The sequence below is a fragment of the Bacillus paramobilis genome, from assembly GCF_038096195.1.
GTDB lineage: Bacteria > Bacillota > Bacilli > Bacillales > Bacillaceae_G > Bacillus_A > Bacillus_A mobilis.
The window spans coordinates 3520236-3545957 of sequence record NZ_CP151108.1 but is presented as its reverse complement, the minus strand read 5'-3'; the positions used below and the strand labels follow the sequence as shown (position 1 = coordinate 3545957).

Sequence of the window (25722 nt, the reverse complement as noted above, 5' to 3'; positions counted from 1 at the left end):
AGGTTTATTGATTGTAAGGTGAATTGGCAAGTTGCACAAAAAATGTTAATTTTTTTATGCAAAATTACGAGATGTTCAAAGAAAGAAAAGCCAAATAGACAGCCACAGCACCTTCAAATGTTTTTATATTCAATCCTGTTTTTTCAATAAATTTGTCAATTCGATACTGTAAAGTATTTCGGTGTAAATATAATTGTTTTGCCGCAAGTGATACATTTAAATTACATTGGAAGAATACTTTAATACTCTCTATTAGCTCTTTATCATTGAAAACATGTGCTAATAAATGATTTGTATATTTTTCCCTCTTTTCTTTTGGTAATAAGGTCATTAATTGATAAGGAAGGAGTTGTTCAATGTATGTAATTTTCTTTGATAGATAGGGAGAAAGATAAGAAAATAAATTTCGTTCCCATTGATACAAGTGAGAAATTTGATTGGTATGGGTGTAGTGTCTGCCGACAAAAAAGAATAAGGATATAAAAAAATCTGTTTCCAGCGTATCAAGGGCTGTTTGCAATCTATATTCAGATATATTTTCTGTTAAGATGAGGACTCCAGTTTGTGAAGTTTCCCATATTGTAGGATTATCAAAACCAAGTATTGAATGTAAAGCATTATGAAATTCTTCTCGTTCCGTTATAGGATGCGTTGTGAAGAAATGTAAAAAGCGTACAGATGTTATTTGAATATCTTTACTCTGATATAACGCTTCGTACCAATACTTTTCTATTTCTGTTTCATAGCATGTGTCAGTATGGAGGGGAGTTAAGAGGGATGAAAGTAATTGACACTCTTGTTTATGTAAGCGAGATTTACGAATTCCTACTCTATTCCCATCAATCAAAAACCAACTGTACTCTTCAGAAAGTATGGCCTCATTAATTTTTATATCTTTATCGTAATATCTTTTTAATTGTTGAATCATATGAACACTCCTTATCTTTATATTATTTATTAATAACAAATGCTATAGGGATAATGGATTGACATAGTTTGTGATAAAAATTTAAAAAATTCAGAAAATATATTGCGGAGGAAAAAGTGATAGTGTTATACTTCATAACAACTGGTAATGACAACATCATGTCGTGATCGAATTGGTATATGTATAAATAATATATCAATGATAGTTTATTCCTTCAACTGGTAATGACATAAGTCTACTAAAATTGATAGGAAGGGAGAGAAGAGCATTGTTTTTATAAATGAATAAAATTCGTTTGTAAACGCTTTATTTACAAGGTGCTCCAAATCTTTTGTAAAGTTGATTATATTAGTTTAATTTGTTGTCAGTGAGTTACAAGAAACATAAGTAAAGATTTTGTTATATAGATGATTGTTTCTAGAGGAGGAAAAAGGATGAAAAAGTGGTTTATTTTCTTTTTGTCAACATTGCTATTGGCAATAGTAGGATGTTCTAACAGTGGCGAAAAAGTTAACACGTCATCTAAAGATGAAAAAATAGAATTACGGTATGCACTTTGGGATAAGAAACAACTACCAGCAGTGGAGAAAGTGGTTCAACAGTTTAATGAAAAACATCCGAATATTAAAGTGAAAATAGAATTAACAGCGTACGGACAGTACTTTCAGAAGCTTGAAACGGCAGCAACAGGAAATGCATTGCCGGATGTATTTTGGATGAATGGACCAAATGTCGTGAAATACGCTTCGGGAAAAGTATTGATGCCTTTGGATGATAAAGCGAAAAAAGATAATTATAAATTGGAAAATTACCCAAAATCTTTAGTTGATTTATATACAGTAGATAATAAAACTTACGGTATTCCAAAAGATTTTGATACAACGGCACTTTGGTATAACAAAAAATTATTTGATGAAGCTGGAGTAGCATATCCAGATGATTCATGGGATTGGGAGAAAATGAAAGAAGCTGCAAAGCAATTGACGAAAAAGGAAAAAGGTGTTTGGGGATTTGCAGCAGCAATGGGAAATCAAGGCGGTTATTATGATCTCATTTATCAAAATAAAGGGTATGTGCTTTCTAAAGATAAAAAAACAGTAGGATTTAATAAACCACAAGCAATTGAAGCATTTAATTATAACATTAGTTTTATTAAAGAAGGATTATCACCAACATTTGCTCAAATGACAGAGACAACAGCATCTGATTTGTTTTTATCAGGTAAAGTAGCGATGATTTTTGACGGGCCTTGGATGGTACCAGAATATAAGAAAAATCCTGATTTAAATATTGCTGTTATGCCAAAAGGAAAAGAAAGAGCTGTTATGATTCATGGTCTAGCAAATGTCATCTCAGCGAAAACAAAATATCCGGATGCAGCTTGGGAATTTGTGAAATATTTAGGTTCTAAAGAGGCAGCAGATGTGTTTGCAGAAACTGGAACAGTCATTCCTGCTTTTAATGGAACACAAGAAGCGTGGGTTAAATCCGTTCCAAACTTGAATTTACAAGCGTATATCACTGGTCTTGAATATTCTTACCCATTACCGAGTGTGAAAAATACAGGAGCTTTATGGGAGCAAGAAACAAAAGTATTAAAAAGGGTATGGGGAGGAGAATTGAATGTTGAAGAAGCAACAAAAGAATTAACAGAGAAAGCAAATGAAGTTCTTTCTAAAAAATAAGGAGAGGGATCCTCTCCTTGCTTTAAATCAAAAATTATGGGAGGAGTGAAGAGATGGAGGATCTATCAATAAAGGTAGTGGAGCAAAAAAATACACATATACAAAAAAAATATAAAAAGAAAAAGAAATTAGATTATATATGGGCATATGTCATGATTGCCCCAACTATGTTAGGGTTATTCATTTTTTATATGTGGCCAATTGTGCAAAATATTTATTTTAGTTTTACAGCGTGGGATGCGTTTGGTAGCTATGAATGGATTGGACTAGAAAACTATAAAAAGATGTTTACTGATAAAGATTTAGGAAAGGCTTTTCAAAATACATTTATTTATATCGTGCTTACTGTTCCAATCGGTATATTTTTATCCATCATATTAGCGGTGCTATTAAATCAAAACATTAAAGGGAAATCCCTTTATAGAACATTATATTTTTTACCTGTTATTACAATGCCAGCTGCAATCGCTATGGTATGGAAATGGATCTATAATTCTGACTATGGGTTACTCAATTACATGTTATCATGGTTTGGAATTGATGGTCCTAATTGGCTTACCAACCCTAACATTGCATTATATTCAATTATTATAGTTGCGATTTGGGGGGGGATAGGATATAACATGGTTATTTTTCTATCTGGTCTCCAAAACATCCCTAAAACATACTATGAAGCGGCAATTATGGATGGAGCCCGGCCAATTACAATTTTCTTTAAGATTACATTGCCACTTTTATCGCCAGTTATTTTCTTCGTAACGATTATGTCTTTAATTGGAGCATTTCAAGTATTCGATCTCATCTTTATGATGATTGGTAGAACAAGTAATGTAATTGAAAATACACAATCTATTGTTTATTTATTTTATCAAAATGCCTTTATTTTAAATGAGAAAGGATATTCGGCAGCCATAGCAGTTGTATTATTAATTATTATATTAATCATTACAGCGATTCAAATGATATTACAGAAAAAGTGGGTGCATTATGATGAATAAAAGAGTAGGTGCAGTCAATAAAAATACAATTATGATTCATGCAATACTTATCATAGGTGCCTTATTAACTATTGGTCCTTTTATTTGGATGATATTAACGTCTCTAAAAACTTATACAGAATCTGTTCAAGTTTCACCAGTTATTATCCCATCTCAATTTATGTGGAGTAATTATACGGAAATATTCAACTTATTACCATTTTTTAAATTTATGATGAATACTGTAATTGTTACAATAGCTAGAACGGTCGGGCAGTTGTTTTTATGCTCATTAGCAGCTTATGCTTTTGCTAGAATACAATTTCCAGGTAGAAATGTACTGTTTTTACTAACCCTTTCCGTCCTAATGGTTCCGGCTCAAGTGTTTTTGCTTCCACAATATTTAATTATGGTAAAACTGGATTGGTTGAATACATTACAAGCGGTAATTGTACCTGGGTTATTTAGTGCATTTGGTACCTTTTTATTACGTCAGTTTTTTATGGGCGTTCCAAAGGAACTAGAAGAAGCAGCAAGATTAGATGGTTGCAATCACTTCCAAATTTATTGGTATGTTATGCTGCCTCTTGCGAAACCAGGTTTAATTGCGCTTGGTATATTTACAACACTCTGGTCTTGGAATGAATTGATGTGGCCGATGATTGTAAATAATTCACCAGATATGATGACATTGTCAGTTGGTTTATCTTCACTACAAGGGCAATATGCAACAAACTATCCGGTACTAATGGCGGGATCATTTTTAGCGATTTTACCAATGTTGTTATTGTTTGTTTTTTTACAAAAACAATTTATTGAAGGAATTACAATTACAGGTGGAAAATAAGAATAATAGAATAGGAGAGGATATGAATGATTACAGCGGCATTAATTGGGGCAGGAAGTCGTGGAATGTACGCTTATGCTTCTTACGCGTTAGAACATCCAACAGAGATAACTTTTGTTGCGGTTGCAGAATTGGATAATGCAAAAAGACGGAAATTCTCTGAAATGCATAGCGTTTCGGAAGATATGCAATTTGAAACATGGGAAGAGTTATTAGCGAAAGAAAAGCTTTGTGATGTATTGCTTATTTGTTCGCCCGACCGGTTTCATTATAAACCTGTTATGCAAGCGATTGAGAAGGGATACAAAATTTTATTAGAAAAACCAATGTCACCAAGCCCTACAGAGACATTGGAAATTGCAGAGGCTGCCACGAGATATAACGCATTATTAACAGTATGTCACGTATTAAGGTATGCACCATTTTATAGGACTTTAAAAGAAATTGTTGATCAAAAGAAGATAGGGGACATCGTTTCAATTCAATGGAATGAAAATGTTGGTCATTGGCATCAAGCGCATAGTTTTGTAAGAGGGAATTGGCGTAATAAATCTGAATCAAGTTCAATGATTTTGCAAAAATGTTGTCATGATATGGATGTGCTACAATGGCTTGTGGGTGCAGAGTGTGAAAAGATTTCATCTTTTGGAAGTTTGACTCATTTTAAATCCGAACATGCACCTAAGGGTTCGACGCTACGTTGTACAGATGGTTGTGAAGTTGAAGAAAACTGCCAATATTCTGCTTTAAAATGGTATTTACACGAGAGAGATGAATGGCCAGCGAATGTAGTTTCTATTGATACAAGCATTGAAAATAGACTGGAGGCATTAAAAAAAGGACCTTATGGGCGTTGTGTGTACCATTGTGACAATGATGTTGTAGATCATCAAGTAGTAAATTTGCTATTTGATAATGATGTAACAGTTGCTTTTACAATGTCTGCGTTTACGAAAGAGTGTTGCCGTACGTTTAAAATTATGGGAACACATGGTGAAATTCATGGTCATGATGTATTAAATGAATTGAAGGTCAAATATTTTTCAGGTGAGGTTGAAACGATTTACCCAGAAACAATAGAAGGTGGACATATGGGAGCAGATAATGCAATTATGACTGATTTTATCGAAAAGGTAAAAAACAATAAAACAGAAAGTTTAACGTCTGCAATGATTTCGGCAAATAGTCATTTGATTGCCTTTGCGGCTGAAAGATCAAGAATAACGGGTGAAACAGTAAATCTTAAGCAATATGTGACAGACTTACAAGAATCGATGAATCCAGCAAAATAAGAAGAGCGCATATAAAGGAACAAATTAAATGTACGATTAAAGTAAATTTTAACAGTTGGAATAAGCTTATCTTTCTATGTGAGAAAGTGATGGTAATTCCTATTTTCATTCGATATAATAGCCATAAACTGGTTATAACAACTTTATAGATGAGGGAGTAAAACATGATTGCAAAAGATAATCGAACACCATTATACTACCAATTAATGGATATTATTGTGGAACAAATTGAAACTGGGAATTTACAAGAACATGATAAGCTTCCATCAGAACGCGAGCTATGTGAGATTCATGATGTAAGTAGAACGACAGTAAGACAGACAATGCAAGAACTGGAAAAAGAAGGATATATTTATAAAAAACATGGTAAAGGGAGTTTTGTCTCACCTCGTGTATTTAATCAAAGCCTGGTTCGTTTTTATAGTTTCACAGAAGAAATGAAAAAATTTGGAAAGGTTCCATCATCAACAGTCGTATCATTTTCCATAATTCATTGCGATAAAAAAATATCGAAAATTATGAATCTTAATCATGAAGAAGAGGTATATCAAATTACAAGACTAAGGTTAGCTGATAAAGAACCGATGCTATTTGAAACATCTTATATTCCTGTAAAGTTCTTTCCATATTTAACGAAGAAAGAATTAGAAGAAACACCAATGTACGAGATTTTTCGTACAAAATATCAAGTCCATATCACGCGCGCGGTGGAAAGTTTCAAAGCGATTGCAGCAGAAAAAGAGCATGCAACATGGCTACAAGTTGAAAAGAATGAACCATCTTTATCTCTAGAACGGATTGCATATGCGAAAGAAAATATAATCGAATACACACAGACCATTGCAAGAGGAGATAAATTTACTTACACAGTTGAATTACAATAAGTATGGTTATACTTATTGTAATTCAACTGGTAATGATGACGTGATAAGATATGAACTAATATTAAGGGGGTTCTCAAATGTTATTACATGCAAATGATGAAATAAGAGAAATATATGGAGCATGTTTTACAGCGAAAGAGATTGCACAACAGCCAGATCTTTGGGAGCAAGTATATTTGAATTTTCAAAGCAAGCATCATGAAATTATAGGTTTCTTTTCAAGTATTTCAAGAAAGCATGAACGAGTGAGAGTTATTTTCACTGGTGCAGGGACATCCGCTTTTGTTGGAGACACAATTGTTCCATATATAAAAAGAATAACAGATTTAAAGAAAATGCATATTGAAAGTATTCCAACAACAAATATAGTCTCAAGTCCTTATTACTATCTTCAGCCAGACATCCCAACAATTTTAGTATCTTTTGCTCGCTCTGGAAATAGTCCAGAAAGTGTAGCGGCAGTGCAATTAGGAGAACAAATTATTCATTCAGTTTATCATATTATTTTAACATGTAATGAAGAAGGAAATTTAGCGAAGCAGTTTCAACATAAGGAGAACGCTTTTGTTATGTATATGCCACAGAAGGCAAATGATCAAGGGTTCGCGATGACAGGAAGTTTTACCTCTATGATGTTAACTGCACTTATGTTATGTAACTATAATCATCCCCATCTTTTAGAATCTAGCATTATGGATATTGTAAGAATAGGAAAAGATGTTATCAAAAAACAAGAACGGGAAATTCAACGAATTGCAGAAAAGGAATTTCGTAAAATTGTATTTTTAGGATCAGGCGTATTTGAAGGGCTTTCTCGAGAGGCTGCTTTAAAATTTCTAGAGTTAACTGCTGGTCGTATCCCAGTTATGTTTGACACCCCCCTTGGGTTTAGGCACGGACCGAAATCAATTTTAGATAAGGATACAGTTGTTGTATTATTTTTATCTAATGATGAGTATACGAAAAAATATGATCTTGATTTATTAAAAGAGATTTTTCAAGAGAAAGAAAGGAGCGAGATTATTGTTATAGCACATCAAGATAATCAAGAAGCAAGGAGACATTGTAATACGTTTTTATGCAATGAAGGACGAAATCTAAAAGATGACATGTATATTACGTTTATTTATATATTATACGGACAAATTTTAGCATTATATAAATCAATTGCATTAGGGATTACTCCAGATAACCCTTGTCCAAGTGGAAGTGTAAATCGTATCGTTCAAGGGGTAACAGTACATCCTTATAAAGGAAAGGAATAGTAATTTATGAACTACTACGTCAAAGCAGCTATATATCTACTAGAAGATGGTGTTCGTGAAAGTGGATATTTACATATTGTAAATGGATACTTTCTAAAACATGTTGAAGAAATAGTAGACGGAGCGTTAGTAATGGATTTTGAAGGTAGAATTATTTCTCCAGGATTTGTTGATACACATATTCATGGTGTAGCGGGACATGATGTCATGGATAGCACATATGAATCGTTAAACAATATCTCTATTAAGTTATTGGAAAATGGTGTTACGAGCTTTTTGCCTACAACATTAACTGATTCTTCGGAAAATATAATGGGAGCTTTGAAAAATATAGCTCATGCAAAAAAAAGAGGAGTGAAAGGGGCAAGTATTATTGGATCTTTTCTTGAGGGACCTTGTTTTACGGAGGTCTATAAAGGTGCACAAAACCCTAAATATTTTATTGATCCAACCGTTGAAATGTTAGAGGAATGGATTGCTGCATCAGAAGGGACAATTAAAAAAATTGCAATGGCACCAGAGAGAAGAGATGCTATTGCTTGTATACGTCATGCTGTGAAAAAGAATGTCCGTGTAGCAATTGGGCATACGAATGCAAACTATGAGATATGCCAGAGTGCGATTCAAGCAGGAGCGACGATTTTTGTGCATACGTTTAATGGAATGAAAGGATTACATCACCGTGAACCTGGCGTTGTTGGAGCGGCACTTTCAACCGAGCACGCGTATAGTGAAATCATTACAGATGGACATCATGTACATCCAAGTGTAGTGAATATTTTATATAAATGTAAAGGATACGACAAAACATGTTTAGTTAGTGACTGTATGCGAGCGGGCTTATTAGGGGATGGCACATATAATTTAGGAGAATTTGTTGTCCAAGTGCAAGACGGCATTGCCCGAACAGAGGCAGGTTCTTTAGCAGGAAGTACACTTCGATTTATTGATGGTGTGAAGAATATGGAGAAATGGACAAATGCATCGTTATGGGAATGTGTTCATATGGGCTCGTTAATTCCTGCTAAAAGTATTGGAGTAGATAATGAAATTGGAAGTATAGCACCAGGGAAAAGAGCTGATTTTCTTATATTAACAGAGGATTTAAATCTTATAGGAACAGTTGTTGGTGGAGAAATGAAATATAAAAAGAAAAAAGAAAGGATTTGAGAGTATGCTTGTTTCAAATCAATTTATACTGAGAAATGCACAAGAACAGGGCTATGCAGTACCAGCTTTTAATATTCATAATTTAGAAACTTTAAAAGCGGTAATTGAATCAGCAGTAGAGCTTAGGTCACCTGTTATTATAGCTGCTACACCAGGCACGATAAAATATATGGGAAAAGAATATCTTTTGCATATGATTGAAGCAGCGAGAAAGCGATATGATATACCAATTAGTCTACATTTGGATCATCATGAAGATATAAGTGATATTAAAAATTGTATCGATTTAGGAGTTAGCTCTGTTATGATTGATGCATCGCATCATCCATTTGAAAAAAATATTCAGATTGTTCAGGAAGTTTCGGTGTATGCAAAACAATATGGAGTAACAGTAGAGGCTGAGTTAGGGCAATTATCAGGAATAGAAGAAGATATAGTAGTGGAAAACTCAATTTATACAGATCCTTACCAAGCGAAAGAGTTTGTAGAACGTACAAATATTGACTCATTGGCAGTTGCAATTGGAACGGCACATGGACTATATAAAGGGAAACCAAAATTAGATTTACAAAGATTAACAAATATTAGAAAGCAAGTTGATATTCCCCTTGTATTACATGGTGCCTCCGGATTATCGGACAGTTTAGTGCAAGAAACGATTCGTTTAGGAATTTGTAAAGTGAATATCGCAACAGAGTTAAAAATTGCATTCGGAACAGCATTACGTCATTATTTATTTTCTCATCCAGAAGAAAATGATCCGCGTAAATATTTTTCAGATGCAATTATGGCGATGAAACTGGTTGTTGCAGATAAAATAAAGATGTGCAAAAGTTTAAATCGTGTGTAAGGAGATATTCTTATGATTGCGACAATTACATTGAATCCATCTGTTGATATGCGATATGAATTAGGAGAATTAAAACTAAACAAAGTACATCGCACGAAAGACTATGAAAAAACTGCGGGTGGAAAAGGCATTAATGTATCGAGAGTACTTCGTTTGCTAGGAGAAGAAGTAACTGGAGCCGGGTTACTTGGTGGTAGTAATGGTGAGTTTATAAGAAAAAACTTGAAAGATTTATCAATTATTGATGAGTTTGTTTCCGTTAAAGAAGAAACTCGCAATTGTATAGCGTTAATCACAAAAAAATCTGCGTCAGCTACTGAAGTATTAGAAGCAGGACCAGCTATTTCAGAGGATGAAATAGCTCTTTTTATAAAAAAATATGAAAGGATAGTAAAAGATTTTGAGTTTATTGTTGCATCGGGAAGTTTACCTAAGGGTATTCCAAATTCATTTTATCAGCAGTTGGCACAAAAGGCAGCTGAAAATGGTAAAAAATTCATATTAGATACAAGTGGAGAACCATTATTGCATGGCATACAAGGAAAACCATTTTTAATTAAACCAAACAGGCAAGAAATTTGCCAGTTGCTTCAAAAAAAACGTGTGTCACAGGAAGAAATGATTGCGGAAGCAACTAAAATCTGCGAGAGGGGCGTGCAGTATGTTTTGTTATCACTTGGAAGAGAAGGAGCGATACTTATTACAAAAGATGGAAGCATAAGGGCAATTATTTCAGAAATAAAAACTATCAATGCTGTTGGCTCAGGTGACGCAATGGTTGCAGGAATAACGTTAGCACTCGCAAAGGGGTATGGGATAAAGGATGCACTTCGTTTTTCAGTGGCGTGTGGAATGGCTAACGCAGCTGAGGAAATAACAGGTTACATACAGCTTAAAAATGTAGAGAATTTCTATAATGAAATTATAATTGTCTAAAAGTAGGAAGGGGAGAAATATGGGGAAGTACGTTGCTTGTTTTGATATTGGAGGAACTTTTATAAAATATGCAATGATTGATGAACAAGGAATAGTACATGAACAAGGGAAAATAACAACACCAGTACAAAATCAAAAGAAAGAAATTTTGTATCGTATTTGTGAAGTAATATATGAGTTTGAAAAGAGCTATAAAATTCATTCTGTAGGTGTATCATCGTGTGGGATTATCGATAATATCAAAGGGGAAGTTCTGTATTCTGCCAATATTTCGGGATATAGCGGTACAAAAATAGCAGATTACATTTATAGTGAGACAGGGTATGTGGCGATAGTTGAAAATGATGTTCGTTCAGCTTGCCTCGGTGAAATGTGGAAAGGAGCAGGGAGGGGGAAAGAACATATTGTTTTAATCACACTTGGAACCGGGATTGGTAGTGGAATCATTACAAATGGCAAAATGCTTCAGGGAGTGAAAGGGCTAGCAGGAGAGCTTGGTCATATGATAATTGTTCATAATGGAGAAAAATGTAGTTGTGGCGGAGAGGGATGTTATGAGAGATATGCATCGACTTCGGCGTTGATCCGTCAGTATAAAGAAGCATCCAAAATTCAAGGGCTAGAGATAGGCACAATCACAGGTGAAGAAATTATAGAACGTATGTACAGAGGAGAGCGATTGGCAAAAAATGTATATGAACAGTTTCTACAGTATGTTGTTGCTGGTTTAGTAAATATTACTTATATATTTAACCCCGAATTAATTATTATTGGGGGAGGTATTACAGAGCAAGGTGAACCATTTTTGAAACAAATTCAAGAAAGGTTCTATGACAAAATAATGGACATCTATCAAAATAAGGTGAAAATCGTTTTAGCATCATTACATAATGATGCTGGTGTATATGGAGCTTGTTATGTAGCGTTGAATCGATGTGAAATATATAATCTATAATCTTAGAAGGTATTTATCGAGAATAGTTAACATGTGTAGAGCTTTTTTATTCAATTCACACAACCATCATCTTGTTTATGTAGAAGGTGATGGTTGTTTTTATTTTGGGATTTAAGGGGAATATACATTCGTTAATGATGCACTATAAAGTATTTACGGATGTGATTTATCATTTCGGTCTTCGATTTGAAGTATAAGTCAAAAGGAATATAATCATGAAATAATTTCCAAAAAATGTTGAAATAACATTGTCATACAACAAGGGGGATTTGTTTTATGGAAAATGGAATTCTTGCTAAAGTAGATGTAACGAAAAGAATTGAATCGAAATCTAAGTACAATAAGAAACTTGAAAAATATCAAAGGCGCTTATTAGCATTACAGCAAATAGTAAAAGAAGAAAAAATCGCAGTGATGCTCGTTATGGAAGGCTGGGATGCGGCTGGAAAAGGCGGAGCGATTAAGCGAGTGACAGAACACCTTGATCCACGTGGGTTCCAAGTAAATCCAATTGGAGCACCAGCACCTCATGAAAAACGGTACCATTACTTGCAACGTTTCTGGCGGAAATTACCTCAGTACGGGCAAATTACTATTTTTGATCGCTCATGGTACGGTCGTGTGTTAGTTGAGCGTGTTGAAGGTTTTGCTACAAAGGAAGAGTGGACGAGAGCATATGATGAGATTAATGATTTTGAAAAACTATTAACAGATGATCATTATATAGTCGGAAAGTTCTTCTATCATATTAGTAAAGATGAACAATTAAAGAGGTTTAAAGATAGAGAGAACAACCCTTTGAAAAAATGGAAAATTACAGACGAAGATTGGCGCAACCGTGAAAAATGGGATGAGTATGTTGAAGCAATGGAAGACATGTTTGAAAAAACAAATAAGCCAAATGCGAAATGGCAAATTATCGCGAGTAACGATAAATTATATGCTCGATTGAAAACGTTGAAAGTGATTATTTCATTAATTGAGGATTATCTCTTAGAACATAATATAGAATTACCTGCGTATTATTATGAAATAAAAGAGGGAAAGACAGAGGGTTTTGCAACTAATGAAGATGCAGTTGTAAAATAGTACAGAGTTTACATATGAAATATAAAGTAGAGTTACCCTGTAAGTTTGGGAACCCCTCGGTAATGGGAAAACATAAACCGTGGGGTTCTTTACATGTATAAATAAATTTTAGTATTTTAAATTTGGGGATTTTGTTGTTCTATAGTACATTAACAAGAGGTATTAGTTTTATAGAAAGGGTGAGAAAATGATAGATACAGCAGATGCTTCAATAAGTAATCATATATATACAGAAGAAGAACAACAAAAATTATACAAAAGAACATTACTAATCGTAAGTATTTCACAAATGTTCGGCGGAGCAGGGTTAGCTGCTGGCATTACAGTAGGTGCACTTCTTGCGCAGCAAATGCTTGGGACAGATGCATATGCAGGATTGCCGGCAGCTATGTTTACAATGGGATCTGCGGTAGCAGCTTTCTTTGTTGGGAAGTTATCGCAAAAACATGGTCGCCGCATAGGGCTTGCAGGAGGTTTTATAGTAGGTGGACTAGGGGCTATTGGAGTTGTAGTGGCAGCTTTAACAAATAGTATTATTCTTTTACTAGTTTCTTTACTTATATATGGCGCGGGCACAGCTACGAATTTACAAGCGCGTTATGCTGGAACAGATTTAGCGAATAAGAAGCAAAGAGCAACTGCTATTAGTATTACTATGGTAATGACGACTTTTGGTGCAGTCGCAGGTCCGAATTTAGTAGGAGTAATGGGAAGGTTTGCTCATTCAATTGGAATTCCTGAACTTGCTGGTCCATTCATATTATCAGCAGCTGCATTTATACTGGCAGGTCTTGTCCTTTTTGTTATGCTTCGTCCAGATCCGTTACTTATTGCAAATATAATAGAAACATATAAACAAGAACATACATATAAAGGGCAAGCAGTAACAGAAGAAGCGACAGAAAACAAACGAGGTATTACTGTTGGAGCCATCGTAATGATACTTACACAAGTCGTGATGGTTGCAATTATGACGATGACACCCGTTCATATGGGACACCACGGTCATGAATTAAGTGAAGTAGGGCTTGTGATTGGTTTTCATGTTGGTGCAATGTATCTTCCATCTCTCGTTACGGGAATGCTAATTGATAAAATTGGAAGAACTACGATGAGTATAGCTGGTGGAGTAATTTTACTGGCAGCAGGTGTCATAGCTGCGTTAGCGCCGAGCGACTCTTTAATACTTTTAATCGTTGCTTTGTCTTTACTTGGATTAGGATGGAACCTCGGTTTAATAAGTGGTACTGCTCAAATTGTTGATGCAACTATACCTTCCACACGTGCAAAAACACAAGGGAAAATAGATGTATTTATTGCGCTAGCTGGAGCTTCAGGCGGAGCCATGTCAGGTATGGTAGTAGCGAATTCAAGTTATGCGGCATTGTCATTAGCTGGAGGAGTTTTAGCTTTCATGCTTATTCCAATTGTGATATGGGCTCGGACAGGTAAATAAAATTAAGATAAAAGAAGCTGCGTTCAAAGGGAGGTAACCAATCTTTGAATGCAGCTTTTTTGTAGTTAGTTATATAAAAGAAAAATGTTAGTTTAAATCCCACTCCACAATAAGGCCTAAATGCGTAAGACCACCGCCAAATCCGTATAGTAAAAGTGTGTCTCCGTTATTTAATTTTTCTTTTTTTCTAGCTAAATCTAGAGCGAGTGGAATAGAGACGGAAGATGTATTCCCCATATATTCCACGCTCGTTAATGTTTTTTGTGTTGGAATTTGAGATTTTTCACAAATAGATTCAATCATTCTTAAATTAGCACTATGAGGAATAAACCAGTCTATATCATTTATTTTCATATTTGCGGTATGTAATAGTTCTTTTATGCCTGCTGGTACTATGCGAGTTGCCCATTTATATACTTCTCTCCCATTTTGAACGATTTTTTCATTTGTTTGCAGTGGTGTACCATTCATAGTAGTAGATAAGTTTGTTCGGTATAGATGAATGCCACCGTGCCCATTTGTTCCCATATGAGCAGCAATAAAGCTCGGTTTGTTTTCATCTCTTTCTAATAAAATAGCTCCAGCACCATCGCCAAATAAAATACAAGTCGTTCTATCGCTGTAATCAGTAACTTTAGATAATGTCTCTGTTGCTACGACAAGTACTTTTTCGTGTGATCCAGAAGTGATTAAGCTATTACCGACGTGCAGGCCATATGTGAAACCAGCGCAAGTTGCATTTAAATCAAATGCTATTGTATGAGGTATGTTGAAGTGTTGTTGTATTTGACACGCGACACTCGGAAAAACATAGTCAGCGGTTGTTGTAGCGACGATGATACAGTCTATATCTTCTAAGTTCTTTTTAAAAGTTGTACATAACTTTTCAATTGCTCTAATGGCTAAGTGTGAGGAGTATTCGTTTTCGCTCGCGATTCGTCTTTCCTTCATTCCTGTTCTTTGTACAATCCATCCATCATTCGTATCAATCATTTTCTCTAAATCGTTATTAGATAATATTTGATCTGGGACATAAGTACCGATTGCAGTAATACGAGATTTAGAATGCATAGGAACATCTCCTAACTCATTTTTATAATCTGATACTAATATCAGGTTATAAAAATGTCAATAAAGATTTTTTGTTTGTGGAAATCATTATATTTTAATAAAACGAAAAGGGATTTGAGGAGTGATGTCCAAATAATATACGGAAAGCTTCTAAAATTGATCATGAAGGGGTTTGAGATTCTTGAAAAGAATCGTATATGTATTGTCTCTAGTTTTAATTTGCAGCCTTACTTATTTTATTTTACCAGAGAAGTCTTACGCTTGTGAGTGTGTGAAAGCATCACCAGAAGAGAAGTTACAAAACAATGATGTAGTGTTTGAAGGTAAGGTATTAGAGGTTCAAGAGAAGGACGGAAAAATGAAAACATTATTTGAAGTGAAGAGAATTTGGAAAGGGACAAGCTCTTCGCAAGTGATTGTATATACAAGTTTTAGTAGTTGTACATTTCCTTTTGCGGAGGGGGGAGAGTACTTAGTCTTTTCTTCTTATAGAGGAGAGGAAAACTTAGAGACATCTATGTGTAGTGGAACGAAGAGATTAGATGAGGCAGGAGCGGACAAAGTGGCTTTAAGTCAAATTGCAAAAGAATCTGTTCCGACGAAGAAAGTCGATTTAAAAGGTGGCATGTTGAACGGTTTAAGCTGGTGGCAAGTTGTTACTCTTTCTGTAGGTCTGTTACTGATAGTAGTTCTTGTGATTTTTATTGTAAGAAGAACGTGCAAAAAATGACGATTAAAGTAAATATATAAAGATTTTCTTTCTGTTTCTATAGGTGGTTTAATCTTGTGAAAGCGAATTACTTATGCTACACTTTATGTAACTTAAAATGAACGGAGGGGCTTCCTTTGATCTTAATCAGATTACGTCTCAATACTTTGTGCCAATAATTGAATAGCGCTCAAAGGCTCTGTCTGTGTACAGAGTGAACGGGATTGGTCTGCCTATTTTAAAGGAACCCTTTATTAAGCTTATATGTGAAAAAGAGGGAGGGACGAATACGCCCTCTTTTTGTTTTGCCTTTATAAATAGAATGAGATCGTATAGGTGAACACTTATTGTGGATGCGTTATATGATCATGGGACTTTTTGACTATGAGATAGGATGAAAGTATAACTTTCTTCTATTTCTTTGGTGAACCCTTATCCGTTTACGAAAACACAGGCAGTAACCTGTGTTTTTTATTTTACGTAATCGAAATGGAGGAATAAATATATGGAAGAATTATTACAAAGAGCAGTTTTAGTTGGAGTAAATTTAGGTAATGAAGATGATTTTGCATATTCAATGGAAGAGCTAACAAACCTTGCAGAAGCTTGTGATGTAGAGGTAATTGGGCAAGTGACGCAAAATTTACAACGAGTAAATCCATCACATTATATTGGAAAAGGAAAGATTGAAGAAGTAGCAGCCTACGTAAATGAAGTAGATGCGAATATGGTAATCTTTAATGACGAATTGTCTCCTTCACAAATTCGAAATTTAGAAGCGGATTTAGATTGTAAAGTAATTGACCGTACCATATTAATTTTAGATATTTTTGCGCAACGTGCGAAAACGAAAGAAGCGCAGTTGCAAGTTGAGGTAGCGCATCTTCAGTATATGATGCCTCGTTTAATCGGGCTTCGTGAATCATTAGGAAGACAGAGCGGCGGAGTAGGTACGAAAAATAAAGGTGTCGGTGAGAAGAAATTAGAGTTAGATCGTCGTAAAATTGAAGAACAGATTTCAGTTTTAAATAAAGATTTAGAAGCTCTTGTTGCGCAGCGTCAAACGCAGCGAAAGCAACGTAAGAAAAATGAAGTACCTGTTGTAGCATTAGTCGGTTATACGAACGCAGGAAAATCAACGACGATGAATGCGATGCTTGAAATTTACAATGGTACAGAAGAAAAACAAGTATTTGAAAAAGATATGTTATTTGCGACGCTAGAAACATCTGTGCGAAATATTGATTTACCAGATAACAAATCATTTTTATTAACGGATACAGTTGGATTTGTAAGCAAATTACCGCATCACCTTGTGAAAGCATTCCGTTCAACGTTAGAAGAAGTAGCGGAAGCGGACCTACTTATTCACGTTGTAGATTACGCAAATCCAAATTACGAACAGTTAATTGATATTACCAATGAAACGTTAAAGAAAATTGGAGTAGAGAATATCCCAACAATCTATGCTTATAACAAATCAGATATGGTAGATGTTGAAATTCCGAAAGTACAAGAAGACCGTGTTTATTTATCAGCGAAGAAACACGTTGGAATTGAAGAACTTGTAAAAATGATTCGCTCACACATCTATAAAGAGTATACGAAGTGTGAAATGTTAATTCCGTATGATCAAGGACAGGTAGTTTCTTATTTCAATAATCATGCGCACGTTCTATCTACGAGTTATGAAAACGAAGGTACGAAACTAGAAGTAGAATGTAAGACGAGCGATTACGAAAAGTATAAGCGTTTTGCAATTTAATAAAAAAGGCGATCCTAATATGTTTTAGGATCGCCTTTTTCTTATTCTGTAATAGAGGCCCACTTATAAGAATAAATTCCTGCAAATGGACGAACAACAACACTTTTTACTGTTGGACGTTCTAAATATACAAGTCCTGATTGGAAGATTGGAGCGATAGCCGCATCATCTTCAAGTAAGATTTTCTCAGCATCTTGGAACGCTTTCCAACGTGCTGGTAAGTCAGTTACTAAAGTAGAGCTCGTTTTCTCAATTAATTCATCGTATTGTTTGTTTGAATAACTCATTTTATTAAACGGTCCGTCAGTGACAAACATATTTAAGAATGTTGTAGGATCAGGATAATCTGGCCCCCATGTAGAAAGTGAAATGTCATAGTCACCATTCCCTTCACGATCTAAAAATGCTTTTACTGGAAGGGGCTGTAATGTGATTTTTAATCCTGGTAAGTTTTTCTCTAGTTCACCCTTTAAAAACTCGCTAATTTTTTTATCGTTAGATTCATCAGTTGTTATGATGGAAAGAGAAGCGTTTTGTAAATTTGTTTCTTTTTTCGCAGTTTCCCATAGTGTTTTAGCTTCTTTCACATTTGTTTCTACTTTTACATTACTTGTACTGCGAAAATCTTTATTATCAGGTCCTTTTACAAATCCTTTCGGAACGAATGCATTCGCAGGTATAGAACCATTATTTAAAATTGTTGTTGCGATTCCTTGTTTATCAAAAGCAAGCGAAATAGCTTTTCGAGCGTTTTGGTTTGCTAATAAAGGATTTTTTTGGCTAAATCGGAAAAATGTCATAGAAGGACGTTCCATTTTCTTTAAGCTCGGATCTTTTTGATATTTATCAACAAACTCTGAATTAATCGTAATTCGGTCCACTTGTTTACTTTCAAATAAATTAACGGCTGTTGAAGTATCTTTTACGATATTTACATTGATTTCATTTAGCTTCACATTTTTATTATCCCAGTAGTTCGGATTTTTTGTCATTTTATAACTTGTATCATGTTTCCATTCACTTAATTGGAACGGCCCGTTATAAACTACATTTGCAGCTTCAAGCCCGTAATTTTTACCTTGCGCTTCTACAACCTTTTTGTTTTGAGGATAAAATGTTGCAAATCCCATTAATCCTAAAAAGTATGGAACAGGGTGTTCTAACTGTACTTCTAACGTTTTATCGTCAATTGCTTTTACACCAAATGAGTCAATTGGTAATTCTTTTTTATTTATTTTTTCAGCGTTTTTAATATCGAACATAATATGTGCGTATTCAGAAACAGTTTCTGGATTTACGGCACGTTTCCATGCATATTCAAAATCATGAGCAGTTACTGGATCACCATTTGACCATTTTGAATCGTGTAATGTAAATGTATATGTTTTTCCGTCTTCGCTCAGTTTGTATGATTCAGCTGCCGCAGGAACAGGTTTATTGTCAGGACCAGGCATATATAATCCTTCCATTACGTTGTTTAATGCAGCGTAAGAAAACCCATCGGTTGCGATAGACGAATCAAGTGTAGAAATTTCCCCAGCTTCTACAATATTTAATACTTGTTTTGAAGATTCTTTTTTCTTTTCCCCAGTAGTTGTTGCCTCTTGTTTTTGACCACATGCTGTTAAAAACATAGATAATGTGATTGAGAGTGCAACGATCCCTTTTGTTTTTTTCTTCATAGTTGTCATCCTTTCCTTCATCTCTGCCTTAGTATAAAAGAAAATATAGAAAATTTCTATAAATAAATCCGATAAAACGTATAGAAAAAATATATTATGTAAGAAGTGATATTTCTGGAAAAAGAAATGAAACCAGTATAGAATAGAAATGTTTCAAAAGTCAGAATTTATTACACCTACTGTAATAAATATATATTTTGTACAGGAAGGAGAGATTCATATATGCAGGCAGTTTCGCAAAAAAACACAGTAGAAACACCGACAATATATCGAATATTATTTGCGATTAGTTTCGGTCATTTTTTAAATGATTCGATGCAAGCAGTTGTGCCCGCGTTGTTTCCTATTTTGGAAAAAACGATGAATTTATCCTATATGCAAGTAGGGTGGATTGCGTTTGCGTTAAATATGACATCATCGATTATGCAACCGGTTTTTGGTATGTATTCGGATAAGAAGCCATCACCATTTTTATTACCCCTCGGTATGTTCTCGAGTATGCTTGGGATGATCGGACTTGCATTTGCACCGAATTTTATTATTGTTATTATTTCTGTTTTATTTATCGGATTAGGTTCCGCAGTCTTTCATCCAGAAGGTGCTCGAGTTGCTTATATGGCAGCCGGTGCAAAACGAGGTTTAGCGCAAGCGATTTATCAAGTGGGAGGAAATACAGGGAATTCCCTAGCTCCTATTTTTACAGCTTTAATTTTTGTTCCGCTCGGCCAAATTGGCTCTTTAGGTTTTACCGCATTTGCAGCGGTAGGGATTGTATTATTAATTTTCGTATCAAATTGGTATAGGAATGAATTAGCTACTGGTGCTGTGAGAAGAAAAAAGAGGGCTGCGCTTGAGGCGGAAAATGCAATTGTAAGTACACATATTAAATTTGTTATTTTACTTCTTGTTTTTCTTACTTTTGTACGCTCTTGGTACGGTGCTGGTATCGGGAATTTTTATCAATTTTACTTAATTGAGCATTATGGTTTATCTATAAAAAATGCTCAGTATTTCGTATTTGCATTTATGATTGCTGGTGTATTAGGAACTTTCTTCGGTGGTCCATTAGCAGATCGATTTGGAAAGAAAACAATTATTGTATTTTCAATGCTAGGTTCGGCGCCACTTGCCCTGTTATTACCTCACGTTTCGCTCGTGTGGGTCGTACCGCTATTTATATGTATCGGTTTTATTAGTTCAAGTAGTTTTAGTGTAATTGTTGTTTATGCGCAAGAGCTTGTTCCTGGAAAAGTAGGGATGGTATCTGGATTAATTGTAGGGCTTGCGTTTGGACTCGGCGCTTTAGGTTCTGTAGTCCTTGGGAAATTAGCTGACATATATAGTCTACAATTCATTATGTTACTATGCAGTTGTCTACCATTAATTGGACTTACTTCTTGGTTATTGCCAAGTGATAAGAAAACGATAGAATAGGGGATGCACTATGAAATTATGTGAAAATGTTACAGAATTAATAGGAGATACACCTGTTGTCCGATTATCTAAATTTATACCAGAAGGCGCAGCGGATGTGTATGTGAAACTAGAAATGTTTAATCCGTCACGCAGTGTGAAAGACCGTGCTGCCTATAATTTATTGCACGTTGCAGAAGAGAATGGTCTTATCAAACCAGGTGATACAATTATTGAGCCAACAAGTGGTAATACAGGAATTGGTTTAGCGATGAATGCAGCTGCTAAAGGATATAAAGCGATTTTAATTATGCCAGATAATATGTCAAAAGAGCGTATAAATTTATTGAAAGCATATGGTGCAGAAGTAGTTTTAACACCAGCAGAACAAAGAATGCCAGGAGCAATTGCGAAGGCGTTAGAACTGCAAAAGCAAATCCCAAATAGTTTTATTCCGCAACAATTTGAAAATCCAGCAAACCCAAATATTCATCGTTATACGACTGCACTTGAAATTTATGAACAAATGGATGGTAAGCTGGATGCATTTGTAGCAACAGCTGGAACTGGTGGGACGATTACAGGGACTGGGGAAACGTTAAAAGAGAAACTACCAAACTTATATATTGCAGTAGTAGAACCGAAAGGATCTCCCGTTTTATCAGGCGGTGTTCCAGGTCCTCATAAACTAGTAGGAACAAGTCCAGGGTTTATCCCGAAAAACTTAAATACAGAAGTGTATAACGAAATTATTCAAATTGCAGACGAAGAGGCTTTAACGACAATGAGAAACTTAGCTAGACAAGAAGGGTTATTAGTTGGGCCATCGTCTGGAGCATCTGTTTACGCAGCAATCATGATAGCAAAACGATTAGGCGCTGGTAAAAAAGTTTTATGTATTGCACCTGATACGGGAGAACGGTATTTGAGTATGGGATTATTTGAATGAAAATGATAGAAACCCCTTAATGGTGAAATAGTGCTATTAAGGGGTTTGTTATAGGTTATTAAGAGAGGAGAAACACAATGAAACTATTAAAACCGACATATGAATTTAGCGAACAAATTATGGAGTATCGAGAGGCATTTTTACATGCAGATGAACAACCACATGGCAGTAGTTCTTTACAAAATTTTGATTCACTTGATAAATGGTTTGAAAAAGTGAGTAAACAGGAACTGGGAGAAAACTTACAAGGTAATCGAGTACCTTCTAGTCAATTTTTAAGTGTTGAACAAGGAGAACTTATAGGTTTTGTGAATATTAGAAAACGATTAAACCAAGAATTATTGAGGGAAAGTGGTCATATTGGATATAGTGTTCATCCGAATAAACGTCGCCAAGGTTACGCGACAAAACAATTGAAACTCGCATTATATGAAACACAAAAATTAGGATTGCAGAAAGTGTTAATAACTTGTGATAAAGCTAATATTGCTTCGGCTAAAACGATTCAAAAGGTTGGTGGTGTGATAGAAAATGAAGTAGTTTCTTCTCATACTGGTGAAATTGTTCAGCGTTATTGGGTAGAAATATGATTTAGTGGAACTTTGAAAAGGGAATACAATGCGCAATATCGAAATAGATAAATGAAAAAGTAAAGGTGTACTGCAATTTTAGGGGGGAAATGAAGTGGGATTAAAAGAGAAAGCAATAGAAATGTCGGAGATTTATAGGAAGAATCCGAAAGTGGAGGCTGTTATTTTAGCAGGTTCAGTAGCTAGAAAGTTAGAAGATGAACATTCAGATATAGAATTACATATATTGTGGTCAACGCCACCAGAGGATAAGGATCGTAAAGGGCCTATTAATCATATTGGTGGAACAATTTTGTCATATCATCCTTACGAGGAAGAAGAATGGTCGGAAACATATTTGACAAAAGAGGGAATTAAATTAGAAATCAGTAACTTTTTAACAGAAACAGTAGAGAAAGTTATTTCGGATGTGGTGGATCAATATGATATAAGTTATGAAAAACAATGTATCGTATCATCCGTTCATGACGGTGCTAGTTTGTATGGAGACGAGAAAGTAAATGAATTAAAAGATAGAGTGGTACCATATCCAGAAGACCTTGCGAAACAGATGATTTCAGAAAATCTTTGGTTAAGCAATCGCTGGCATAATCGAGAGGCGCTTTTAAAACGAAAAGACTGGCTTATGTTATATGATGTTATTTGTGAAGTACAAAGAAATATATTTGGGGTCTTATTTGGTTTAAACCGAATGTATGTGCATCACCCGGCGTTTAAATGGATGCCGAATAATGTGGAACGAATGAGTATTAAGCCTGAAAACTTATATGAGCGTATGGCGAATACGTTAATAGGGAAACCGGAGTATAGTGTACAGGAGTTAGAGGTGTTAATCGAAGAGTTATTATATTTAGTAGAACAACATGCTCCAGAATTACATATTGCTGAACAACAAAAACATATTCAATATGCGAAGTAGAAAAGAAGGGATGTAACAATGCGTTACATCCCTTCTTTTTATTTGACTAATTTACCTAGTACGGGTAATCGCTGAATCCTATCACCGAGAATATGTGAAGCAAGTCCGCTCGTTAGGACGAATAAAAGGTAAACAATTCCTCCTGCAGCGCCGCATATAACAACAATGAGAAGTGATTCCATATAAGATTGTCCAGGAATTAACCATTTTAAAATAGCTTTTAATGCAATTACAACAGCAGACATTGCTGCGGAGTAAATTGTAATAAGAAGTACTGTTTTTGCTGTTTCACTAATATTAAATTTCGCAAACTTAATGATGCAGTACAACATAATAACATTGGAAACGAGGTATCCAAGAATTGTTCCAAGTACAGCACCGTGTCCACCAAATAAATGTAAGAGCGGTGTATTTACTAAAACTTTAACGAGAATACCGACTGAGAAAGCAATCATCGTTTTTCTTTGATAATCGATTCCTTGTAAAATAGCTGCTGAAACTGTGAAAATCGCACTTAATATAGCAGAAGGTGCAAATGAAATTAAATATTGTGATCCACCAAGTGCAATTTCAGGATTTACATAAACCATACGGAATGCATCATAAGCAATACTAGCAAGACCGAATGCAGCTGGGATAGTGAAGAATAACAAGACTTGAAATATCTTTGCAATTTGTTCTTGTAATTCTTCTAGTTTCCCGCTTGTATAAGATTTCGTTATTGCCGGAATGATCGTTAACGAGAATCCAGTAGCAAGTGAAGCTGGAATCATAATTAACTTTTGGGCATAGTTCGTTATATAAGCGAAAACTGCATTCGCTGTTTCTAAAGGCTCTCCCATAGCTCTAAGGACATCAGCTACAGTATATTGATCTATTAACGTATAGAGCGGAATTGCAATGCCGACAAATACAATTGGGATTGCATATCGTAGTAATTCCATATAAATATTTTTTAATGGGATATTCGATGCCCTTGACTTTAATTCTCCTTCGGGAGGCTTTAATCTATTATATTTTTTCCAGTACACCATTAAAATCGAAACGCTGGCAAGTGCTCCGATAACAGCGCCAAACGTAGCAACTGCAACAGAAGAGGCGACTGAACCTCCTAATAGTTTTGAGACGATAAAACTACCAACTAAAATGAAAACAACGCGCGCAATTTGTTCTACGACTTGAGAAACGGCACTTGGTTTCATATGTTGAAAACCTTGGAAATAACCACGTGTAACACTCATAGCTGGTACGATAATAAGTGCGAAACTTAATGCTCGCATCGTAAGTGTTACGTCAGCGATAAATTGTGGATCTGGCGTTTTTGAGCGAATAATAAATTGTGATATGTACGGTGCTCCAATAAATAAAGTTAAAAACCCTAAAAAGCCCATAAACAGCATTAATTTTACGCTTGAGTTGTATAATTTTTTGCTTGTACTATAATCACCGAGCGCATTATGTTTTGCAACAAATTTAGAAACGGCAATAGGAATACCGGCAGTTGAGAAGCTTAATAAAATACCGTACCAAGAGTATGCATATCCATATAAAGCGACCCCTTGTGTTCCGACTAATAATTGAAAAGGGAAGAAGTATATAAAACCTAATATACGTGATATCATTGTTGCACCACTTAATAAAGCAGTACCTTTTAAAACTTTTGAAGTAGACAAAATTCTTTCCTCCTACTCGTGCTGTCTTGCATTCATCGTATACTACTATAAACCTGTTAGAGTAGTTAATATAGTATGGAACATAAATATTCTAATATTATTCATTTAAAAGTCATATTTTACATTTTTAAATAGAATGTAATACATAAAATTCAAAATATAAGTTGACACTATTTTTAATGTATGATAAAAATGATAGTAATCAATTCGGAAAATAATATTTGGGCAATGAAAGGGTATAGTAGTGAATATCTCCCTATTTCAGAGAGCTGATGGTTGGTGTGAATCAGTATATAGATTATTCATGAAGTTCGTCCTGGAGCATCTTTCATAAATCTCACATTATGAGGAAATGAAAGACGGTAGTTTATACCGTTATCAAATAAAGTGGTGAAGATTGTTTCACAACTAGGGTGGTACCGCGATATTTATCGTCCCTACGTATTTACGTAGGGACGTTTTTTATTTAGGTCCTAACTTTGTTGTGGCTTCATAACTAGGGTGGTACCGCGATAATTTATCGTCCCTACGTATTTGCGTAGGGACGTTTTTTATTTAGGTCCTAACTTTGTTGTATCTTCATAACTAGGGTGGTACCGCGATATTTTTGTCGTCCC

22 protein-coding genes and 1 other annotated feature are annotated in these 25722 nt (G+C 35.0%); of the genes, 18 read left to right on the top strand and 4 right to left on the bottom strand.

What is annotated here, in order from left to right:
* Positions 1–64: 64 nt before the first annotated feature.
* Entirely contained in the window at positions 65–928 is an 864-nt protein-coding gene (locus AABL52_RS18050; protein WP_341518115.1) for a PucR family transcriptional regulator, read from the bottom strand.
* Positions 929–1362: 434 nt separating this feature from the next.
* Between AABL52_RS18050 and AABL52_RS18045 the strand changes: the two genes are divergently transcribed.
* From AABL52_RS18045 to AABL52_RS17990, 12 genes are all read left to right on the top strand, one after another.
* Entirely contained in the window at positions 1363–2613 is a 1251-nt protein-coding gene (locus AABL52_RS18045) for an ABC transporter substrate-binding protein (protein ID WP_000758669.1), read from the top strand.
* 53 nt (positions 2614–2666) lie between these two features.
* Positions 2667–3611 carry a carbohydrate ABC transporter permease gene (locus AABL52_RS18040; RefSeq protein WP_000389888.1) on the top strand — a complete coding sequence of 315 codons (945 nt, stop codon included), beginning with the start codon at positions 2667–2669 and terminating at the stop codon, positions 3609–3611.
* Entirely contained in the window at positions 3604–4437 is an 834-nt protein-coding gene (locus tag AABL52_RS18035; RefSeq protein WP_033659821.1) for a carbohydrate ABC transporter permease, read from the top strand. Before AABL52_RS18040 ends, AABL52_RS18035 begins: the two co-directional genes overlap by 8 nt.
* Positions 4438–4463: 26 nt before the next feature.
* A complete protein-coding gene (locus tag AABL52_RS18030) occupies positions 4464–5729 on the top strand; it encodes a Gfo/Idh/MocA family protein (protein ID WP_000626889.1) in 1266 nt (421 codons plus the stop codon).
* A 164-nt stretch (positions 5730–5893) separates the two neighbouring features.
* Positions 5894–6613, top strand: a complete 720-nt coding sequence (locus AABL52_RS18025) for a GntR family transcriptional regulator (protein ID WP_000560687.1) — start codon at positions 5894–5896, stop codon at positions 6611–6613.
* Between the two features lie 77 nt (positions 6614–6690).
* The gene (locus AABL52_RS18020; protein ID WP_000924259.1) at positions 6691–7878 is read left to right on the top strand and encodes an SIS domain-containing protein; all 1188 of its coding nucleotides are present in this window, start codon (positions 6691–6693) and stop codon (positions 7876–7878) included.
* Between the two features lie 6 nt (positions 7879–7884).
* Positions 7885–9048: an N-acetylglucosamine-6-phosphate deacetylase gene (gene nagA / locus AABL52_RS18015; protein ID WP_001110425.1), complete on the top strand. Its 1164-nt coding sequence runs from the start codon at positions 7885–7887 to the stop codon at positions 9046–9048.
* Between the two features lie 4 nt (positions 9049–9052).
* Positions 9053–9898, top strand: a complete 846-nt coding sequence (locus AABL52_RS18010; protein ID WP_341518114.1) for a tagatose-bisphosphate aldolase subunit GatY — start codon at positions 9053–9055, stop codon at positions 9896–9898.
* Positions 9899–9910: 12 nt separating this feature from the next.
* Positions 9911–10834 (top strand): 1-phosphofructokinase, encoded by a 924-nt coding sequence (gene pfkB, locus AABL52_RS18005; protein WP_000562122.1) that lies wholly within the window; start codon positions 9911–9913, stop codon positions 10832–10834.
* Between the two features lie 19 nt (positions 10835–10853).
* Positions 10854–11789 (top strand): ROK family protein, encoded by a 936-nt coding sequence (locus AABL52_RS18000; protein WP_016134135.1) that lies wholly within the window; start codon positions 10854–10856, stop codon positions 11787–11789.
* Between the two features lie 276 nt (positions 11790–12065).
* On the top strand, positions 12066–12878 hold the full coding sequence (locus AABL52_RS17995) for a polyphosphate kinase 2 family protein (protein ID WP_341518113.1): 813 nt from the start codon (positions 12066–12068) through the stop codon (positions 12876–12878).
* A 187-nt stretch (positions 12879–13065) separates the two neighbouring features.
* Positions 13066–14334, top strand: a complete 1269-nt coding sequence (locus AABL52_RS17990; protein WP_000567338.1) for an MFS transporter — start codon at positions 13066–13068, stop codon at positions 14332–14334.
* A gap of 87 nt (positions 14335–14421) precedes the next feature.
* Here AABL52_RS17990 and AABL52_RS17985 read toward each other — a convergent pair whose 3' ends face one another.
* Positions 14422–15405 (bottom strand): ketoacyl-ACP synthase III, encoded by a 984-nt coding sequence (locus tag AABL52_RS17985; RefSeq protein WP_341518112.1) that lies wholly within the window; start codon positions 15403–15405, stop codon positions 14422–14424.
* A gap of 181 nt (positions 15406–15586) precedes the next feature.
* Between AABL52_RS17985 and AABL52_RS17980 the strand changes: the two genes are divergently transcribed.
* Together AABL52_RS17980 and hflX are read left to right on the top strand one after the other, a co-directional pair.
* Positions 15587–16135 carry a cobalamin biosynthesis protein CbiN gene (locus tag AABL52_RS17980; protein ID WP_341518111.1) on the top strand — a complete coding sequence of 183 codons (549 nt, stop codon included), beginning with the start codon at positions 15587–15589 and terminating at the stop codon, positions 16133–16135.
* A gap of 484 nt (positions 16136–16619) precedes the next feature.
* Positions 16620–17879, top strand: a complete 1260-nt coding sequence (gene hflX / locus AABL52_RS17975) for a GTPase HflX (RefSeq protein WP_000391882.1) — start codon at positions 16620–16622, stop codon at positions 17877–17879.
* 41 nt (positions 17880–17920) lie between these two features.
* On the opposite strand, the gene AABL52_RS17970 is transcribed toward hflX, so the two are convergent.
* A complete protein-coding gene (locus AABL52_RS17970; RefSeq protein WP_341518110.1) occupies positions 17921–19561 on the bottom strand; it encodes a peptide ABC transporter substrate-binding protein in 1641 nt (546 codons plus the stop codon).
* Positions 19562–19783: 222 nt separating this feature from the next.
* Between AABL52_RS17970 and AABL52_RS17965 the strand changes: the two genes are divergently transcribed.
* The 4 genes from AABL52_RS17965 to AABL52_RS17950 all read left to right on the top strand — a co-directional run bounded on the left by AABL52_RS17965 (position 19784) and on the right by AABL52_RS17950 (position 23432).
* Entirely contained in the window at positions 19784–20995 is a 1212-nt protein-coding gene (locus AABL52_RS17965; RefSeq protein WP_193671567.1) for an MFS transporter, read from the top strand.
* A 10-nt stretch (positions 20996–21005) separates the two neighbouring features.
* Positions 21006–21923 carry a cysteine synthase A gene (cysK, locus tag AABL52_RS17960; RefSeq protein WP_000762287.1) on the top strand — a complete coding sequence of 306 codons (918 nt, stop codon included), beginning with the start codon at positions 21006–21008 and terminating at the stop codon, positions 21921–21923.
* Positions 21924–22000: 77 nt separating this feature from the next.
* Complete coding sequence (locus AABL52_RS17955) at positions 22001–22513, top strand: GNAT family N-acetyltransferase (protein ID WP_097845727.1); 513 nt, start codon at positions 22001–22003, stop codon at positions 22511–22513.
* Between the two features lie 94 nt (positions 22514–22607).
* Positions 22608–23432 (top strand): DUF4037 domain-containing protein, encoded by an 825-nt coding sequence (locus tag AABL52_RS17950; protein ID WP_341518109.1) that lies wholly within the window; start codon positions 22608–22610, stop codon positions 23430–23432.
* 38 nt (positions 23433–23470) lie between these two features.
* Here AABL52_RS17950 and AABL52_RS17945 read toward each other — a convergent pair whose 3' ends face one another.
* Positions 23471–25105 (bottom strand): putative polysaccharide biosynthesis protein, encoded by a 1635-nt coding sequence (locus AABL52_RS17945; protein WP_341518108.1) that lies wholly within the window; start codon positions 25103–25105, stop codon positions 23471–23473.
* Positions 25106–25324: 219 nt separating this feature from the next.
* Positions 25325–25547 (top strand) — a binding site (T-box leader).
* Positions 25548–25722 lie beyond the last annotated feature (175 nt).

Coding starts and splice junctions, on each gene's coding strand:
- AABL52_RS18045 (WP_000758669.1), top strand. CDS start 1,363: ATGAAAAAGTGGTTTATTTTCTTTTTGTCAACATTGCTATTGGCAATA.
- AABL52_RS18010 (WP_341518114.1), top strand. CDS start 9,053: ATGCTTGTTTCAAATCAATTTATACTGAGAAATGCACAAGAACAGGGC.
- cysK (WP_000762287.1), top strand. CDS start 21,006: ATGAAATTATGTGAAAATGTTACAGAATTAATAGGAGATACACCTGTT.
- AABL52_RS17965 (WP_193671567.1), top strand. CDS start 19,784: ATGCAGGCAGTTTCGCAAAAAAACACAGTAGAAACACCGACAATATAT.
- pfkB (WP_000562122.1), top strand. CDS start 9,911: ATGATTGCGACAATTACATTGAATCCATCTGTTGATATGCGATATGAA.
- AABL52_RS18025 (WP_000560687.1), top strand. CDS start 5,894: ATGATTGCAAAAGATAATCGAACACCATTATACTACCAATTAATGGAT.
- AABL52_RS18020 (WP_000924259.1), top strand. CDS start 6,691: ATGTTATTACATGCAAATGATGAAATAAGAGAAATATATGGAGCATGT.
- AABL52_RS18035 (WP_033659821.1), top strand. CDS start 3,604: ATGAATAAAAGAGTAGGTGCAGTCAATAAAAATACAATTATGATTCAT.
- hflX (WP_000391882.1), top strand. CDS start 16,620: ATGGAAGAATTATTACAAAGAGCAGTTTTAGTTGGAGTAAATTTAGGT.
- AABL52_RS18000 (WP_016134135.1), top strand. CDS start 10,854: ATGGGGAAGTACGTTGCTTGTTTTGATATTGGAGGAACTTTTATAAAA.
- AABL52_RS17970 (WP_341518110.1), bottom strand. CDS start 19,561: ATGAAGAAAAAAACAAAAGGGATCGTTGCACTCTCAATCACATTATCT.
- AABL52_RS17995 (WP_341518113.1), top strand. CDS start 12,066: ATGGAAAATGGAATTCTTGCTAAAGTAGATGTAACGAAAAGAATTGAA.
- AABL52_RS17985 (WP_341518112.1), bottom strand. CDS start 15,405: ATGCATTCTAAATCTCGTATTACTGCAATCGGTACTTATGTCCCAGAT.
- AABL52_RS17990 (WP_000567338.1), top strand. CDS start 13,066: ATGATAGATACAGCAGATGCTTCAATAAGTAATCATATATATACAGAA.
- nagA (WP_001110425.1), top strand. CDS start 7,885: ATGAACTACTACGTCAAAGCAGCTATATATCTACTAGAAGATGGTGTT.
- AABL52_RS18030 (WP_000626889.1), top strand. CDS start 4,464: ATGATTACAGCGGCATTAATTGGGGCAGGAAGTCGTGGAATGTACGCT.
- AABL52_RS18040 (WP_000389888.1), top strand. CDS start 2,667: ATGGAGGATCTATCAATAAAGGTAGTGGAGCAAAAAAATACACATATA.
- AABL52_RS17955 (WP_097845727.1), top strand. CDS start 22,001: ATGAAACTATTAAAACCGACATATGAATTTAGCGAACAAATTATGGAG.
- AABL52_RS18050 (WP_341518115.1), bottom strand. CDS start 928: ATGATTCAACAATTAAAAAGATATTACGATAAAGATATAAAAATTAAT.